Source organism: Streptomyces sp. NPDC051963 (assembly GCF_044593495.1).
Lineage (GTDB): Bacteria > Actinomycetota > Actinomycetes > Streptomycetales > Streptomycetaceae > Streptomyces.
The window spans coordinates 588,932-603,002 of sequence record NZ_JBIUCC010000003.1 but is presented as its reverse complement, the minus strand read 5'-3'; the positions used below and the strand labels follow the sequence as shown (position 1 = coordinate 603,002).

At 71.6% G+C, this 14,071-nt stretch carries 9 protein-coding genes; 8 read left to right on the top strand and 1 reads right to left on the bottom strand.

Features of this window, described 5'->3' with window-relative positions:
* Window positions 1-67: 67 nt before the first annotated feature.
* From ACIHFB_RS14985 to ACIHFB_RS14960, 6 genes are all read left to right on the top strand, one after another.
* Entirely contained in the window at window positions 68-1,252 is a 1,185-nt protein-coding gene (locus ACIHFB_RS14985) for an ROK family transcriptional regulator (RefSeq protein ID WP_400127163.1), read from the top strand.
* A 239-nt stretch (window positions 1,253-1,491) separates the two neighbouring features.
* Entirely contained in the window at window positions 1,492-2,352 is an 861-nt protein-coding gene (locus tag ACIHFB_RS14980) for a hypothetical protein (protein ID WP_365285740.1), read from the top strand.
* The gene (locus tag ACIHFB_RS14975; protein WP_400126980.1) at window positions 2,349-4,529 is read left to right on the top strand and encodes a bifunctional serine/threonine-protein kinase/ABC transporter substrate-binding protein; all 2,181 of its coding nucleotides are present in this window, start codon (window positions 2,349-2,351) and stop codon (window positions 4,527-4,529) included. The genes ACIHFB_RS14980 and ACIHFB_RS14975 overlap by 4 nt, the downstream gene beginning before the upstream one ends.
* Before the next feature lie 51 nt (window positions 4,530-4,580).
* The gene (locus ACIHFB_RS14970) at window positions 4,581-6,698 is read left to right on the top strand and encodes an ABC transporter substrate-binding protein (protein WP_400126979.1); all 2,118 of its coding nucleotides are present in this window, start codon (window positions 4,581-4,583) and stop codon (window positions 6,696-6,698) included.
* Between the two features lie 179 nt (window positions 6,699-6,877).
* Entirely contained in the window at window positions 6,878-7,957 is a 1,080-nt protein-coding gene (locus tag ACIHFB_RS14965; RefSeq protein ID WP_400127161.1) for an FAD-dependent monooxygenase, read from the top strand.
* Window positions 7,958-8,135: 178 nt separating this feature from the next.
* A complete protein-coding gene (locus ACIHFB_RS14960; RefSeq protein ID WP_400126978.1) occupies window positions 8,136-9,950 on the top strand; it encodes an ABC transporter ATP-binding protein in 1,815 nt (604 codons plus the stop codon).
* Between the two features lie 5 nt (window positions 9,951-9,955).
* Here ACIHFB_RS14960 and ACIHFB_RS14955 read toward each other — a convergent pair whose 3' ends face one another.
* Window positions 9,956-11,137 carry an Lrp/AsnC family transcriptional regulator gene (locus ACIHFB_RS14955; RefSeq protein ID WP_400126977.1) on the bottom strand — a complete coding sequence of 394 codons (1,182 nt, stop codon included), beginning with the start codon at window positions 11,135-11,137 and terminating at the stop codon, window positions 9,956-9,958.
* A 60-nt stretch (window positions 11,138-11,197) separates the two neighbouring features.
* Here ACIHFB_RS14955 and ACIHFB_RS14950 point away from each other — a divergent pair, with 60 nt between their 5' ends.
* Both ACIHFB_RS14950 and ACIHFB_RS14945 read left to right on the top strand, forming a co-directional pair.
* Window positions 11,198-12,487: an amidohydrolase family protein gene (locus ACIHFB_RS14950; RefSeq protein ID WP_400126976.1), complete on the top strand. Its 1,290-nt coding sequence runs from the start codon at window positions 11,198-11,200 to the stop codon at window positions 12,485-12,487.
* Window positions 12,487-14,061 carry an AbgT family transporter gene (locus ACIHFB_RS14945; RefSeq protein WP_400126975.1) on the top strand — a complete coding sequence of 525 codons (1,575 nt, stop codon included), beginning with the start codon at window positions 12,487-12,489 and terminating at the stop codon, window positions 14,059-14,061. The genes ACIHFB_RS14950 and ACIHFB_RS14945 overlap by 1 nt, the downstream gene beginning before the upstream one ends.
* The last annotated feature ends 10 nt before the right edge of the window (window positions 14,062-14,071 follow it).

The window sequence follows — 14,071 nt, the reverse complement described above, 5'->3', positions numbered from 1 at the left end:
GGCGGACACACGTTCCGCCGCCCGAGCTGGGAGAAAAACGTTGACGAGTACGACGGCGAGCACCGGGATGTCCATGATCCGACGGGGCACCAACCTGCCGCGCGTCGGTGACTTCAACGAGTCCGTGATCCTGGACGCCATCCGCCGGCACCCCACGGGCCTGAGCAGGGTGGAACTCGCCCAGGCCACCGGACTGTCCGCACAGACCGTCTCGAACATCACCCGTCGCCTGCTCGACCAGGGCCTGGCCCGTGAATCGGGAAAGCGGAACACCGGCAGCGGCAAACCCCGCACCCTCCTCGAAATCGTCCCCGCGGCCCGGTACGCCGTGGGAGTGCACCTCGACCCGGCCGTCATCACCTGCGTCCTGGTGGATCTGCTCGGCACGGTCGTGGCGCAGCGCAGCGAAGGAACGCCGAGTGGCGGCGACACCGATGCGATCGTCGCGGACATGGCCGCCTCGGTGTCGGCGATCATGGCGGAGTCGGGCGCCGACCGTGAGCGCGTACTGGGCCTGGGGATCGCCGCACCGGGCCCCATCGACGCGTCCGCGGGCTGGGTCGTGGACCCCCCGGAGCTGCACGGCTGGGGCCGCTACCCACTGCGCGACAAGCTCAGCGAGGCGACCGGATTCCCGGCGCTCCTCGACAAGGACGTCACGGCCGCCGTCGTCGCCGAGCGCTGGACCGGAGCGGCCACCGACAGCCGCAACCTGCTCTTCTTCTACCTGGGCACCGGATCCGGGATGGGTCTCGTGGTGGAGGACACCGTGCTGCGCGGTGTCTCCGGGAACGCGGGCGAGGTCGGCGGACTCGGCGCGGCCTGCTCGACCCGGACGCTCGTCGAGGAGGCCATCGCGCTGGGCGTGCTCGGCGCCGAGTACACGGTGACGAATCCGGCCGACGCCCAGCGCGGCCTGGAGCGCCTGGCGGCGCTCGCAGCCGCGGGGGAGGCGCAGGCGGACGACATCATCGAGCGACTGGCGATCCGGATCGGCCGGGGTGTCTGCGCGGCGGCGACCCTCCTGGACGTCGACACCGTCGTCTTCGGCGGACCGACCTGGCAGCTGCTCGCCGACCGCCTGCTGGCCACCATCGAGCCGATGGTCGCACGGTCGCCGTTCGTGAAGGCGACGCATCCGACGACGGTCGTCTCCACCACGCTGGGCGAGAACGTCGCCGCCGTGGGAGCGGCCTCCCTGGTACTCGACCGGGCGCTCTCCGCCCAGCCCCGTTCACTGCTCCTGGGATGAACCCGGGCCGGCCCGAACCACTCGCCCTGATGGAGGTCTTCACACTCGGCCTCCCGGTGTGATCCAACTCCCCTGGCACATTCCCCTGGTACATCCGACCGGATGAAGCCGGGTGCAACCGGAATGCCTCGCGCTACCGTCAGGACCCTTAACTAAGCGTTTTCGTAAGGGTAGTTGGCATGGCGTTCACATACGCCACACTGCCTTCAAGGGCGGGGCGTACGGGAGGGGAGTGATGGATGGCCGGGTGGAGAACTGCCCTGTCCGTGGCGGCGGGGGCGCTGCTGCTGGCGGGATGTACCAGCGGGTCGGACAGTGAGGCCGAGGCGGAGGGGAAGTCCGAGGGGAGCCCCAGCGCTTCGCCCTCGGAGTCGTCGTCGGCGAATCCGGTGAGCGAGCCGTACACGGTCGCGGAGGAACGGGCGCCGAAGACACGGGCCGAGGCGGTCGCGTTCGTCCGTGACCTCGATGTGCGGCCCGACTCCTTCGGTATCGGGTATCGCAAACGCGAGCCCTTCGAGAGCGATCCGGCCACGTGGGCCGTCCTGCACGAGGACTGCCTGTGGCGGCGCGAGGCGCTGCCGGCGACCGTGCTGGCCAGCCTCACGCGGGCGTTCGAATTGCCGGAGAAGGGTGGCAAGGGGCCGGTGTACGTGTCGTTGACCGTCACCGTGCACGAGGACGCCGTGGCGGCCCGGCGTGACATGGCCGGGTCACTGGAGTCGGCGTTGCGCTGTCCGGAGCAGCGGCTGAACGCCACGGACGTGGTGCGCGAGCTGTTCTCCCGGGTCGATGCCGCCGCCGACGAGCGGAACGCGATCAGCGAGGACGACCTGGCGGAGTCCGGGAAGTGGGTCGGCGCCGGCACGAGCCAGGCGCATCCCTTCGACTGGTACAAGTTCCGGCTCGGTCCGATCACCGTGGCCGCGACGGCGCGGCACGGCGCGGGCCGGACGGAGGAGGAGGACAGCGCCATCACCACCGAGTTGGCCGGGGGGTTGAGCCTCGTCGCCGCCGACATCGACCGCCGGGGGAACGCGGCCGAACCGTCCAAGACACCGGTGGGCACGCCGACCGAGACCAAGGGGGCGGAACGATGAGCGAGGCATTGTGGCCTTCCGACCCGTCCCGTATCGCGGAATTCAGGCTGTTGCGGCGGCTCGGGGCGGGCGGCATGGGCGTCGTCTACCTCGGACGCACCGACGCGGGAGCGCTCGCCGCGGTCAAGGTGATCCGGGGCGAGAGCGCCGGTGACGACGATTTCCGAGCCCGCTTCGCGCGGGAGGTGGAGCTGGCGCGGCGGGTGGACAGCCCTTGGGTGGTGCCCGTCCTGGACGCCGACGCCGAGACGCGCGAGCCATGGCTGGCCACGGCGTTCGTCCCGGGACCTTCCCTCGCGGAGGCGGTCGCCGAGCACGGTCCGATGCCGTCACGGGTCGCGAGTGTCCTCGGCGGACTGCTGGCCAAGGCGCTGGACGCGGTGCACACGGCCGGGCTCGTCCACCGGGACGTCAAACCGGGCAACGTACTGCTCGCTCTGGACGGGCCGCGTCTCATCGACTTCGGCATCGCGCGTGCTGCCGGCGACACGGCGCTGACCGCGTCCGGCGTCGTGGTCGGTACGCCCGGATTCCTCGCCCCGGAGCAGGCCGAGGGACAGCCGGCCTCGTCCGCGAGCGATGTCTTCGCACTGGGCTGCGTGCTGGCGTACATGTCGACCGGCACGCTGCCCTTCGGCACCGGGACGCCGGACGCCCTGCTGTACCGCACGGTCCATGACGAGCCCGAACTCGACGGTATGGAAGGCGAGTTGCGGACCCTGGCGGAGCGCTGCCTGGCCAAGGACCCCGACGCGCGGCCCACGGCCGACGAGATAGGGCGGCTGCTCGCCGAGGACACTCCGGACGCCTCCGGCGACTGGCTTCCCGATCCCGTCGCCCGGATGGTCGCCGCGCGGGCCGCCGAGAGCCTCGCCCTGCCCGGCATCGAGCCCACCGTCGTGGACGAACCGGAGGAACCTCCCCTACGTCATCCTGGACGGCGCCGTCTGCTGCTCGCCGGCGGTGCGCTGCTGCTCGCGGGCGGCGGGACCGGAGCGGCGGTCTGGGCGTCGGAGGACGACCCCAAGGAACCGTCCGGCAGCGGGCGTCCGGTGTATGTCCTGGGTCTGCACGGGGCCACCGGCGCGGGTGAAACCACGGTCAGCCGGGTCGCGGAACGCGCCGCCCGACTCGCCGTCGCCGAGCACAACGCCTCGCCGAAGCGCTCCTACGACCTGAAGGTGAAGGTCCTGGCCGACCGCGGCGACGTGGACAGCGCCCGGGAGGTGGCCCGCGCGTTCACCGCCGACCGGAACGTCGTCGCCGTACTGGGACCGGTCGGCGAGATCCAGATGCGCGCGGCCGCGGCCGTCTACGGAGAAGCCGGGCTGACCCACATGTCCAACAGCACGGGCCAGCAGGACTACTTCGTGACGTCGCGCGAGACCTCGTTCCAGAGCGGTGCCCCCCATCTCGCGCTGGGCACCTGGATCGCGTTCCACGCATTCGCCACCGGCCAGGTGACGTCGGCCGGCGTCGTGATCGACCGGGACGGCGGCACGATCATCCAGGACCAGGGCACCCCGCTGGTCACCAACTGGCGCGACACCCTCGAGGCGGAGGTCATCCCCCGCGTCGTCGCGGAGCGGACCGACGACGGCCCGAAGGCGGTCCGTGAACTGCTCGCCGCCCGTGTCGGGGCCTTCATCTACCTGGGCCCCCTGGACGCCACGGTCCGCGCGGCCCAGGACCTGGCCGCGGCCGGGTTCACCGGGCCACGGTGGATGCAGCACCAGCTGTACGGTTCGGACTTCCCGGCCAAGGCGGGTGCCGCGGGTGAGGGATGGTACGTGGTCACCATGGCCGTGGACCCCTCCGCACTGAAGACGCGGCAGGCCAGGGAATTCACCGCGGCGTGGCGCAAGCGTTACGGCAGCACTCCGGAGCCGTACGCCACCGAGGCGTACGACAGTGTGCGGATGCTGCTCGCCGAGTTCGCCCGCACGGTCCCGGCCGGCGCGCGCCGACGGCCGGTGCGGGCCGATCTCGCCAAGCGGCTGGCGAAGGTGAAATACGAGGGCATCGCCCGGACGTACACCTTCGGCAAGTACCACCAGTACAACAACGAGGGGGAGGGCTGGACGGAGGAGACCTTCGTCCATCAGGTTCGCGACGGGCGTTTCCAGCAGGTGGGATCGCTCGGGGATCTCGTTCGCGCGGCGGAGGCCGAGAGCTGACCGAGGCCGGGGCCTGCGGGCATGGACGATCGGGGAACGGAGACTTCTGACATGGAACGGCTCCTGCCCGCCGATCCGTCCGTGATCGGCGGCCACCGGCTGGCCGGACGGCTCGGCGCGGGCGGCATGGGCGTCGTCTACCTGGCGCGCTCGCCGCACGGCGCCTGGTGCGCGCTGAAGGTGATCCGCGCCGAGTACGCCGGCGACCCCGGCTTCCGCGCCCGCTTCCGCCGTGAGGCCGAGCTCGCCTCGGGCCTCACGGGCCGGTGGACCGTGCCGGTCGTCGCGGCCGACGCCGACGCCCGCTCCCCGTGGCTGGCGACGGCCTATGTGCCGGGCCCGTCCCTCGCCGAGGCGGTGGCGCTGCACGGACCCTGGCCCGCGGTCCAACTGCGGAGTCTGGGCACCGCGCTGGCCGAGGCGCTGGACGGGGTGCACACGGCCGGTCTCGTCCACCGGGACGTCAAGCCCGCGAACGTGCTGCTGGCCGCGGACGGGCCCCGCCTGATCGACTTCGGGATCGCGCGGGCGGTCGGGGCGACCGCGCTCACCACGGACGGCTCCGTCGTGGGTTCCCCCGGCTATCTCTCGCCCGAGCAGGCCCGCGGGCACACCGTGGGCCCGCCCAGCGACGTCTTCTCGCTCGGCTGCGTCCTCGCCCACACGGCCACCGGCCGGCCCCCGTTCGGCACCGGCGGCGCCGCGGCCGTGCTGTACCGGACCGTGCACGAGGAACCGGACCTGGACGGCGTACCGGAGGGTCTGGAGGGGATCGTACGGCGGTGTCTGGCGAAGGAGCCGAAGAGTCGCCCCAGCGCCCGTGAACTCGTCGACTTCTTCGGCGAGTTCGCCTCCGGCAACTGGCTGCCCGAGGGGCTGCCGGCCCTGGTCGCCGCCCGTGCGGCACGCGTCCTCGACCTGCCCGTGCCCGAACCCACCATGGTCACCGGGCCGTCCTCCGTGGAGCCTGCCGAGACCCCGTCCTCGCCCACCCGGCGACGCCTGCTCGTGGCGGGGGCCGCGCTCGGTGTCACCGCTGTCGCCGGCACGGGCGCGTGGTGGCGGTGGGGCCGAGACAGCGCGTCCGCGAACCAGGGTTCCGTCAAGCGGACCCGACACGTGGTCGCCCTGTTCGGCAACCCGGACGGCGCCTTCTTCACGGCCCACGAACGCGGCGCCCTCCTCGCCGTCGAGGAGCACAACCAGGACGCCCGGCGCACCGTCGACCTCGTGCTGCGCACCGCCGACGACCGTGGCACCGCGAAGGGCTCGGCCGAGGCGGCCGCCAGGCTCGCCGCCGACCCGGACGTGTCCGTGGTGATCGCCGCGGGCACGAACGCGACCGTGCCGGCGGCTCTGCCCCCGTGTACCGAGGCCCGGCTGACCGTGCTGATCACCCGCGCCGACACCAGTGACATCACCGCCGTCAACACGACCAGCGCGCTCGTGCTGCGCACCACCCAGACGATCGGCCCGGGCGCGGCACTGCGCTATCTGAACCGGGTCGCCAAACCCGCCCGCACGGTGATCGTGCATGACTTGGCCACCGAGGCGGAGGGCCTGGGCACGGTCCGCATCGCCACCAGCCATGGCAAGCTCAACAGCGAGCCGGTGGTGGAGGAGGTCGCGGCCGACGAGGACTTCACCGGGGCCGCGCGCCGCATCGCCGCCCGTCCCCGCGACGCCGTCCTCTTCGCCGGGGTGAACCCCGACCGCGCCGCCGCCCTCGCGCGTGCGTTGCAGGACGCGGGCCACCGGGGTGCTCGGTTGGCAGGCGAGCATGTCCTCGCCGCCCCCTTCGTCGCCGTCGGGGAGGGCTGGTGGATCGGCACGGGCTACACGGACGCGAGCGCCGATCCGCGCACCAAGGCGTTCGCCGCCGCGTTCCGCGCCCGCCACGGCGACTCGCCCGGCCCCTGGGCGGCCGAGGCGTACGACGCCGTACGGTTCGCCGCCCAGGGCCTCGCCACCCTCGGCGACGACGGCCGGTCCACCCTGCGCTCGGAACTCCTGCGCCGCCCCTGGCAGGGCGTCACCCGCCGCTTCAGTTTCGAGCCGGGCTCGCAGTTCTTCCGGGCCAACGAGGACGGTGGCGAGTTCCTGTTCCGGGTGAGAGGCGGAGCCGCCCGCTTCGTGTCGCGCTCCGACGACATCGGCAAGAAGACGTGAACCGACCGCATCCTGCCCGAAACGCCTCGTACGTCAGCGAAGTCCAGTTCGTTATCCTGCCCGTGCTGATGGCATGCGCGTAACGCTTTCCGGCGAAGCGAGGTCGGGGATGAAAGCGATCGTCGTGGGGGCGGGCATCGGGGGACTGGCCGCGACGCTGAGCCGGCTGCGAGGTCACGCTGATCGAGCAGACACCGCGGTTCACCGAGATCGGTGCAGGAATTCAGCTGGCGCCCAACGCAACCCGGGTACTGCGCCGGCTGGGTGTGCTGGACGCGGTCGCCGCGCAGGCGGTCCGGCCGCCCTACGTCAGTTTCCGGACCTGGTCCGACGGGACCGAGATCTGCCGCTACCCGATCGGGCGGGAGGCGGAGGACGAGTTCGGCGCGCCCTATCTTCAGGCCCACCGGGCCGATCTGCACCAGGCCCTGGCGGCGGCCGTACCGGCCGAGTCCGTGCGGCTGGGCACCGAGGTCGTTCGGATCGATCAGGACGACGCCTGCGCGTATGTGACGACCGGGAGCGGTGAACGCCTGGGCGCGGACCTGGTCGTGGCCGCGGACGGGGTGCGGTCCCCGGCCCGCCAGCTGCTCTTCGGCAAGGACGAGGCGGACTTCTCGGGGACCGCCGCCTACCGGGCGCTGCTGCCCGCCGACGAGGTCGCCGATCTGGACCTGCCGGAGTACGCCGGATGGTTCGGGCCCGGCGGGCACGTCGTCCACTACTGGGTGCGTCCCGGCCGACTCCTCAACGTCGTGGGCGTGTTCGACACCGAGGCGCCCGCACAGGAGTCGTGGACCGCGCAGGCGGAGCCGGGAGAGCAACTGCGCACCTTCGACGGCTGGGATCCCCGGATGCTCAGCGTCCTCGAACGCGCGGGGCGGGTGCTCCGCTACGGCATCCACACCCGGGCCCCGCTCCAGCGGTGGAACAGCGGGCGGGTGACGCTGCTCGGCGACAGCGCCCACGCGATGGTGCCGTTCCTGGCCCAGGGCGCGGCACAGGCGATCATGGACGCCGCCGTGCTGGGCGACGTCCTCACGGGGACGGCCCCGGCCGGGGTGCCCGAGGCGCTCGACCGGTACGTGCGTCGGCGGCTGCCCACCGCCACGAACGTACAGGCCGGTTCCGCGCAGGCCGGCCGGGCCTATCACCTGCCGGACGGCCCCGAGGCCGACGCACGGAACGCGCGCTGGGTGGCGTACGCGACCGAGAACAGGTTCGGCCCGCATGCGGCGGCGTGGGGCATCGACGCCTGACACCACCGGAGCCCCACAACTGCCCGGGCCTGCCACCGACGGGAAAACGCTTGGACTCCGCCCGCGCGGACGCGGGACACTACGGCTTCTGCCCGGACCGTTCCTGCACGGACATCGAGGCACAACATCTTCCTTGCACAGCACACGGCGGGGTGCCGTACGACACCACGGGGTTGGGATGGGATCGCCTGAATCGCGTGACTTACCCCGGGCCAAGGGCTCGGTGGTTCTCGCTCTTCGTTACTACGGACGGGAGTTGTCCCGGCTGAGGTGGCTGGCGCTGCCCGCGCTGCTGCTGCCGGCGCTGGGCAACATCGGCCTCAACTACATCGCGCCGCTGATCGTCGCGAAACTCGTCGGCCGGATCGCCGGCGACGGCGGTATCGCCTTCGGCTCGACGCTGCCCTACGTCCTCGGTTTCGCCGGCGTCCTGCTGCTCGCGGAGGGGCTCTGGCGTATCGGTCTGCACTGTCTGAACCGCCTTGCCGCCCGCAGCATCGAGCAGCTGTACGTGATCGGCATGGACGAGCTGTTCGCCAAGGACGCCGCGTTCTTCCACGACAACTTCGCCGGGGCGCTGACCAAGCGGGTCCTGAGCTTCGCCTCCCGCTTCGAGGACTTCATCGACACGCTGACCTTCCAGGTGGTGGGCAGCTTCGTGCCGCTGCTGTTCGGGGCGGTCGTGCTGTGGCGCTACGAACCACTGCTCGTCCTGGGGCTGCTGGCGATGATCGCGCTGACCGCGCTGTGCGTGCTGCCCCTCATCCGCCGTCGCCAAGCCCTCGTCGATCAGCGCGAGGCGGCGATCGCCCGGGTGTCGGGCCATGTCGCCGACAGCCTGATGAACATGGACACGGTCAGGGCGTTCGCCGCGGAGAAACGCGAGGCCGCCGAGCACCGCTCCCGGGTCGCCCAGTCGCGGCGGCTCACCCTGCGGTCCTGGGACTACGGCAATCTGCGCATCGACACACTGGTCGCACCGATGTCCGTGCTGACCAACGCGCTGGGCCTGCTGATCGCGGTCGCTCTCGCCGGCGGCGGGCACGGCGTGGAGGCGGTCGTGGTGGCCTTCACGTACTACACGAACGCGACGCGGATCATGTTCGAGTTCAACCAGATCTACCGCCGTCTGGAGAGCTCGATGACGGAGGCCTCGCAGTTCACCGAACTGCTGCTGGTGCCGCCGACCGTGCTCGACCCGGTGGCTCCGGAACCGCTGCTGCCCAGCGCCGCCGACGTCCGCTTCGAGCGGGTGACCTTCGCCCACCGCGGCGCGAAGCCGCTCTTCGAGGGTCTCGACCTGGCCGTACCCAGCGGGTCCAAGATCGGGCTCGTCGGCCGGTCCGGCGGCGGCAAGACCACACTCACCCGGCTGCTGCTGCGGATGACCGACATCGACGCCGGGCGGATCCTGATCGGGGGCCAGGACATCAGCAGGCTGCGCCAGGCCGACCTGCGCGGTCTGCTCGCCTACGTGCCGCAGGACCCGGCGATGTTCCACCGCACGCTGCGGGAGAACATCGCGTTCGCCCGGCCGGACGCCACCGACGCCGAGATCCGCCGCGCGGCCGAGGCGGCGCACGTCACGGAGTTCGCCGACGCCCTGCCGCACGGCTTTGACACCATGGTCGGCGAGCGTGGGATCAAGCTGTCCGGCGGCCAGCGCCAGCGGGTCGCCCTCGCCAGGGCGATCCTGCGCGACGCGCCCATCCTGCTGCTCGACGAGGCGACGAGTGCGCTGGACTCGGAGAGCGAGATCCTCGTCCAGGAGGCGCTGTGGCGGCTCATGGAGGGGCGGACGGCGCTGGTGGTGGCGCACCGGCTGAGCACGGTCGCCACCATGGACCAACTCGTCGTCCTGGACCGCGGACGGATCGTCGAACAGGGCACGCACCAGGAGCTGCTCGGGTCGGACGGCGCCTACGCGAAGCTGTGGCAGCACCAGTCGGGCGGCTTCCTCGACGACACCCCCGCGGGGGCCGACGTGCACTGAGCGTCCTACGGAACCAGCCCAGCCGGCCACTGGGCGGCGGTGGAGCCCGGCCCCTGGGGATGGCGGATGGGTACGACGCCGACACACCGGCCGTCCCGGTCGAGCAGCCGCCCCATGTGCTTGACCGTACGCAGGACCACCGAGCGGTCGTCGATGGTGAGGCGGGGCAGCTGCCGTGACAGGTGGGCCTCGAAGGCGTGCACATCGTGGAGGGTACGCAGCCACACGTCGATCACCAGATTGTGCGGTCCCGCGGTGATCGCGCACGAGCGGACCTCCCGCACCCCGGACAGTGCGCGGCTGGTGTCCTCCACATGGAGGCCCGGCACGGAGGCGAAGTACACGGCGGACAGCGGCCAGCCGGACAGCGGGCGGGCCAGATCGCAGCGCAGGCTCAGTCGTGAGGCGAGCAGCGACTGGACTCTGCGGCGCACGGTCGTGAGGCTGGTGTCGGTGGACTCGGACAGGTCGCGCAGGGACATCCGGCCGTCCGTGCTCAACAGCTCCAGCAGCCGTGCGTCGAGGTCGTCCCAGCCGGTCTCGGCCGCGGGCGCGGGGCGGCCGGGCGGCGGCAGGGCCTCCTCGATGCGGGCGCTCTGGACGGCGTCCAGGCTGCGCAGCCGCCACCGGCTGCCCTCCGTCGGGAGGCCGGTCGACACATTCGTGCGGGTCGCCCGCACGCCGGGCGTCCGCTGGAACAGCGTCGTGGTGAGAACGGCCAGCTCGTCGAGACTCCGGGTGATCACCGAGGCCACGAGGTCCCGGCCGCCGGCGGTGAGTTTGATGTTCGTGAAGGCGGGATCCGCCGCGAGCGTCAGGGCCACGTCCTCCGCGACGCCCGGCTCGGTGTCCACTTCCACCACCGCGGTCACCACGGACCGCGAGGACAGCCGCGGATAGGCGGTCACCCAGGCCAGACCCGCCTCGGTGAGCCGGTGCCAACGGCGCGCGGCGGTGACGGGATTGACGCCGAGCACCTCACCGACCAGCGTCCACGGGGCCCGCGGGTGGATCTGGAGGGCGTGCACGACCGCGAGGTCGAGCTCGTCGAGTTCCACCGGCTCCCCGGCTTCCGCGGCCGCGCCGACGACGGCACAATCCTGCACATCCCTGGGCGGCACTTCTCTGCGCACACCGAGGGAATCAGGTGTGAAAACTGCAGGGTGACACGGAGTTCTCCGGCGCATCCCACACTCCATTCTCCTGTTCCCGACCGTTCTCCGACATCAGAGGAGTGACCGCGCCCGATGACGCACGCCACCCCGCATCAGGCCCCCCGGACCGCCCTGCGTATCCATCACGCCAGGCTCATCGACGGCACCGGGGCGTCCCCGGTGGACGACGCCGTCGTCCTCGTCGATGCCGAGGGAACCATCACCTACGCCGGAGCCGCCACTCAGGCACCGGCGACTGAAGAGGATGCTTCCCCGGTCCGCGTGATCGACGCAGGCGGCCGCGCCGTGCTGCCGGGTTTCTTCGACTGCCATGTCCACCTCGCCTACGCCCAGGGTTCGCCGCCCGGGCGTCGTGCGGAACTGGACCCTGTGCTGGTCACCCTGGACACCGCCGCCCGGCTGCGCCAGACCCTGGATGCGGGCATCACCAGCGCCCGTGACCTGGGCGGTCTGTCGGCGGGCTACCGCACGGCCGTCGAGACGGGCCGGATCGTGGGCCCCAGGCTGCACACGGCGGTACGCATCATCAGCCACACCGGTGGTCACGCCGACGTACGGCTGCCCGACGGCACCGATCTGAGCGCCGGGATGTCCGAGATCGCCGACACGGCGGACCAGGCCAGGCTGGCCGTGCGCCGAGTGTTGCGCGAGGGTGCCGACCTGGTGAAGATCTGCGCCACCGGCGGCATGGGCAGCCCCTACGACCAGCCCGACGACGAGGGCCTGCTGGAGGAGGAGATCCGGGCCGTCGTGGACGAGGCCCGGCGGCACGGCGACAAGCCCGTCGCCGCCCACGCCCAGGGCAACGCCGGCATCCTCAACGCCCTGCGCGGCGGAGTGACCAGCATCGAGCACGGCTACGGACTCGACGAACGCGCACTGGACATGGCGGGCGAGCGCGGCACCTTCGTCGTCCCGACGCTGTCGACCGTATACGCCGGCATCAACAAGGACACGATGCCGGACTACCACTACCAGAAGAAGGTCCGCTGGTCCGGGCTGACCAAGGAGAACATCGCCCGGGCCATCGAGTACGGCGCCCGGATCGCGCTCGGCACCGACGCCGCCGTCGGACCGCACGGCGTCAACCTGATGGAGCTGACCTACCTGGTCGACCTCGGTATGGACCCGATGGCCGCCATCGTCGCCGGCACCCGCACCTCCGCCGAGCTCCTCGGCGTGGCCGACCGGTTGGGCACCCTGACCGCCGGCCGCACCGCCGACCTGATCCTCTGCGACGGCGATCCGCTCACCGACATCGGCGTCCTCGGCGATCCCGCCCGCATCGTGTGCGTCGTCCAGGACGGCGTCGTACGCAAGGACCTGCTGCTCCCAGCGGCCCGGACCGGAAGGCAGCCCTGATGTCCTCACTGACCGACCTCCCAGCCCCCGACAGCAAGTCCCCCGACAGCAAGGACCGCCCCAGCGGCCTGGACCGGGTACTGGGACTCATCGAGCGGGCGGGCAACGCGCTGCCCAACCCGATCGTCCTGTTCGCCGGACTCTTCCTGCTCCTTGCCGTCGTCTCCTCGGCCCTGGAATGGGCGGGCGTGTCCGTGGCCGTCCCCGGAACCGACGAGAACAAGCAGATCACCGGCCTGTTCAGCGGCGACGGGGTGCGCTGGCTGGTGGAGAACCTCGTCGTCAACTTCGCCACGTTCCCGCCGATCGGCGCCGTTCTGGTGCTGATCATGGTGGTGGGGCTGGCGGAGAAGACCGGGCTGCTGGAGACGCTGATGCGGGCCACGCTCGCCAGGGTGCCGCGCCCCGTGCTGCCGTACGCGGTGGCGCTCATCGCCAGCCAGGCGCACATGATGAGCGACGTCGCCGCCATCGTGCTGCCACCGCTGGCCGCCCTGGTCTTCAAGAGCGCCGGACGCCACCCGGTCGCGGGCCTCATCGGCGGCTTCGCCTGTGTCACCGCGGGCTATGCCGCCGGGTTCACCATCGGCTCGCTCGACGCGCTGTACGTCGGCATCACGCAGCAGGCGGCCTCCGTGCTCCCGGCCGCCGACGGGCTCGACATCCATCTGCTCATCAACTACTTCTTCACCGCCGCCAGCAGCTTGGTGCTCGCGGCGATGGGCGGCTTCCTCATCAGCCGCGTCCTCGAACCCCGTCTCGGCACCTATGAGGGTTCCGCGGACGAGTCCGAGGAGCAGGACCTCACCATCACGCCGGTCCAGCGCCGCGGGCTGCTCGTCTCGGGGCTGGTCGTCCTTCTCTACCTGGGCGGTGTGCTGGCCCTGTGGCTGCCGCCGGGGGCTCCTCTGCGCGGCGACGGCGGCGCCTTCGTGCCCTCGCCGGTCCTCACGGGCATCGTCCCGGTGCTGTTCTTCGCCTTTCTGCTGGCCGGCCTGACGTACGGCTTCACCGTGAAGAAGCTCACCGGCGCCGACGACGTGGCGACGGCCGTGACCGACTCGGTGAAGAGCATGTCCGGCTACATCGTGATGATGTTCGTCGCCGCCCAGGTCATCGCGTTGTTCACCTGGTCGAACGTCGGGGTGCTGCTGGCCGTGAAGAGCGCCTCGCTGTTCAACTCGATGGGCGTGACGGGCTTCTGGGCGATCCTCGTGTTCGTCCTGCTGGTCTCCTGCCTCAATCTGTTCATCCTCTCCGGCTCCGCCCTGTGGTCCCTGGTCGGCCCGGTCTTCGTCCCGGCGTTCATGCTGATGGGCATGAGCCCGGCGCTCACCCAGGCGGCCTTCCGGATCGGGGACTCCGCGACCGGGGTCATCACGCCGATGAACCCGTACGTCTTCCTGATCCTGGCGATGGTGCGGCAGTACGAGCCGGAGGCCCGCCTCGGGACGCTGATCTCCCGGCTCGCCGTCTTCGTGGTGCCGTTCATGCTGGTGTGGCTGGCGATCCTGGGCATCTTCTACGGCTTCGACCTGCCGCTCGGTCCCGGTGCGGACATCGGCCTGAAGTGAGTCGCACGCG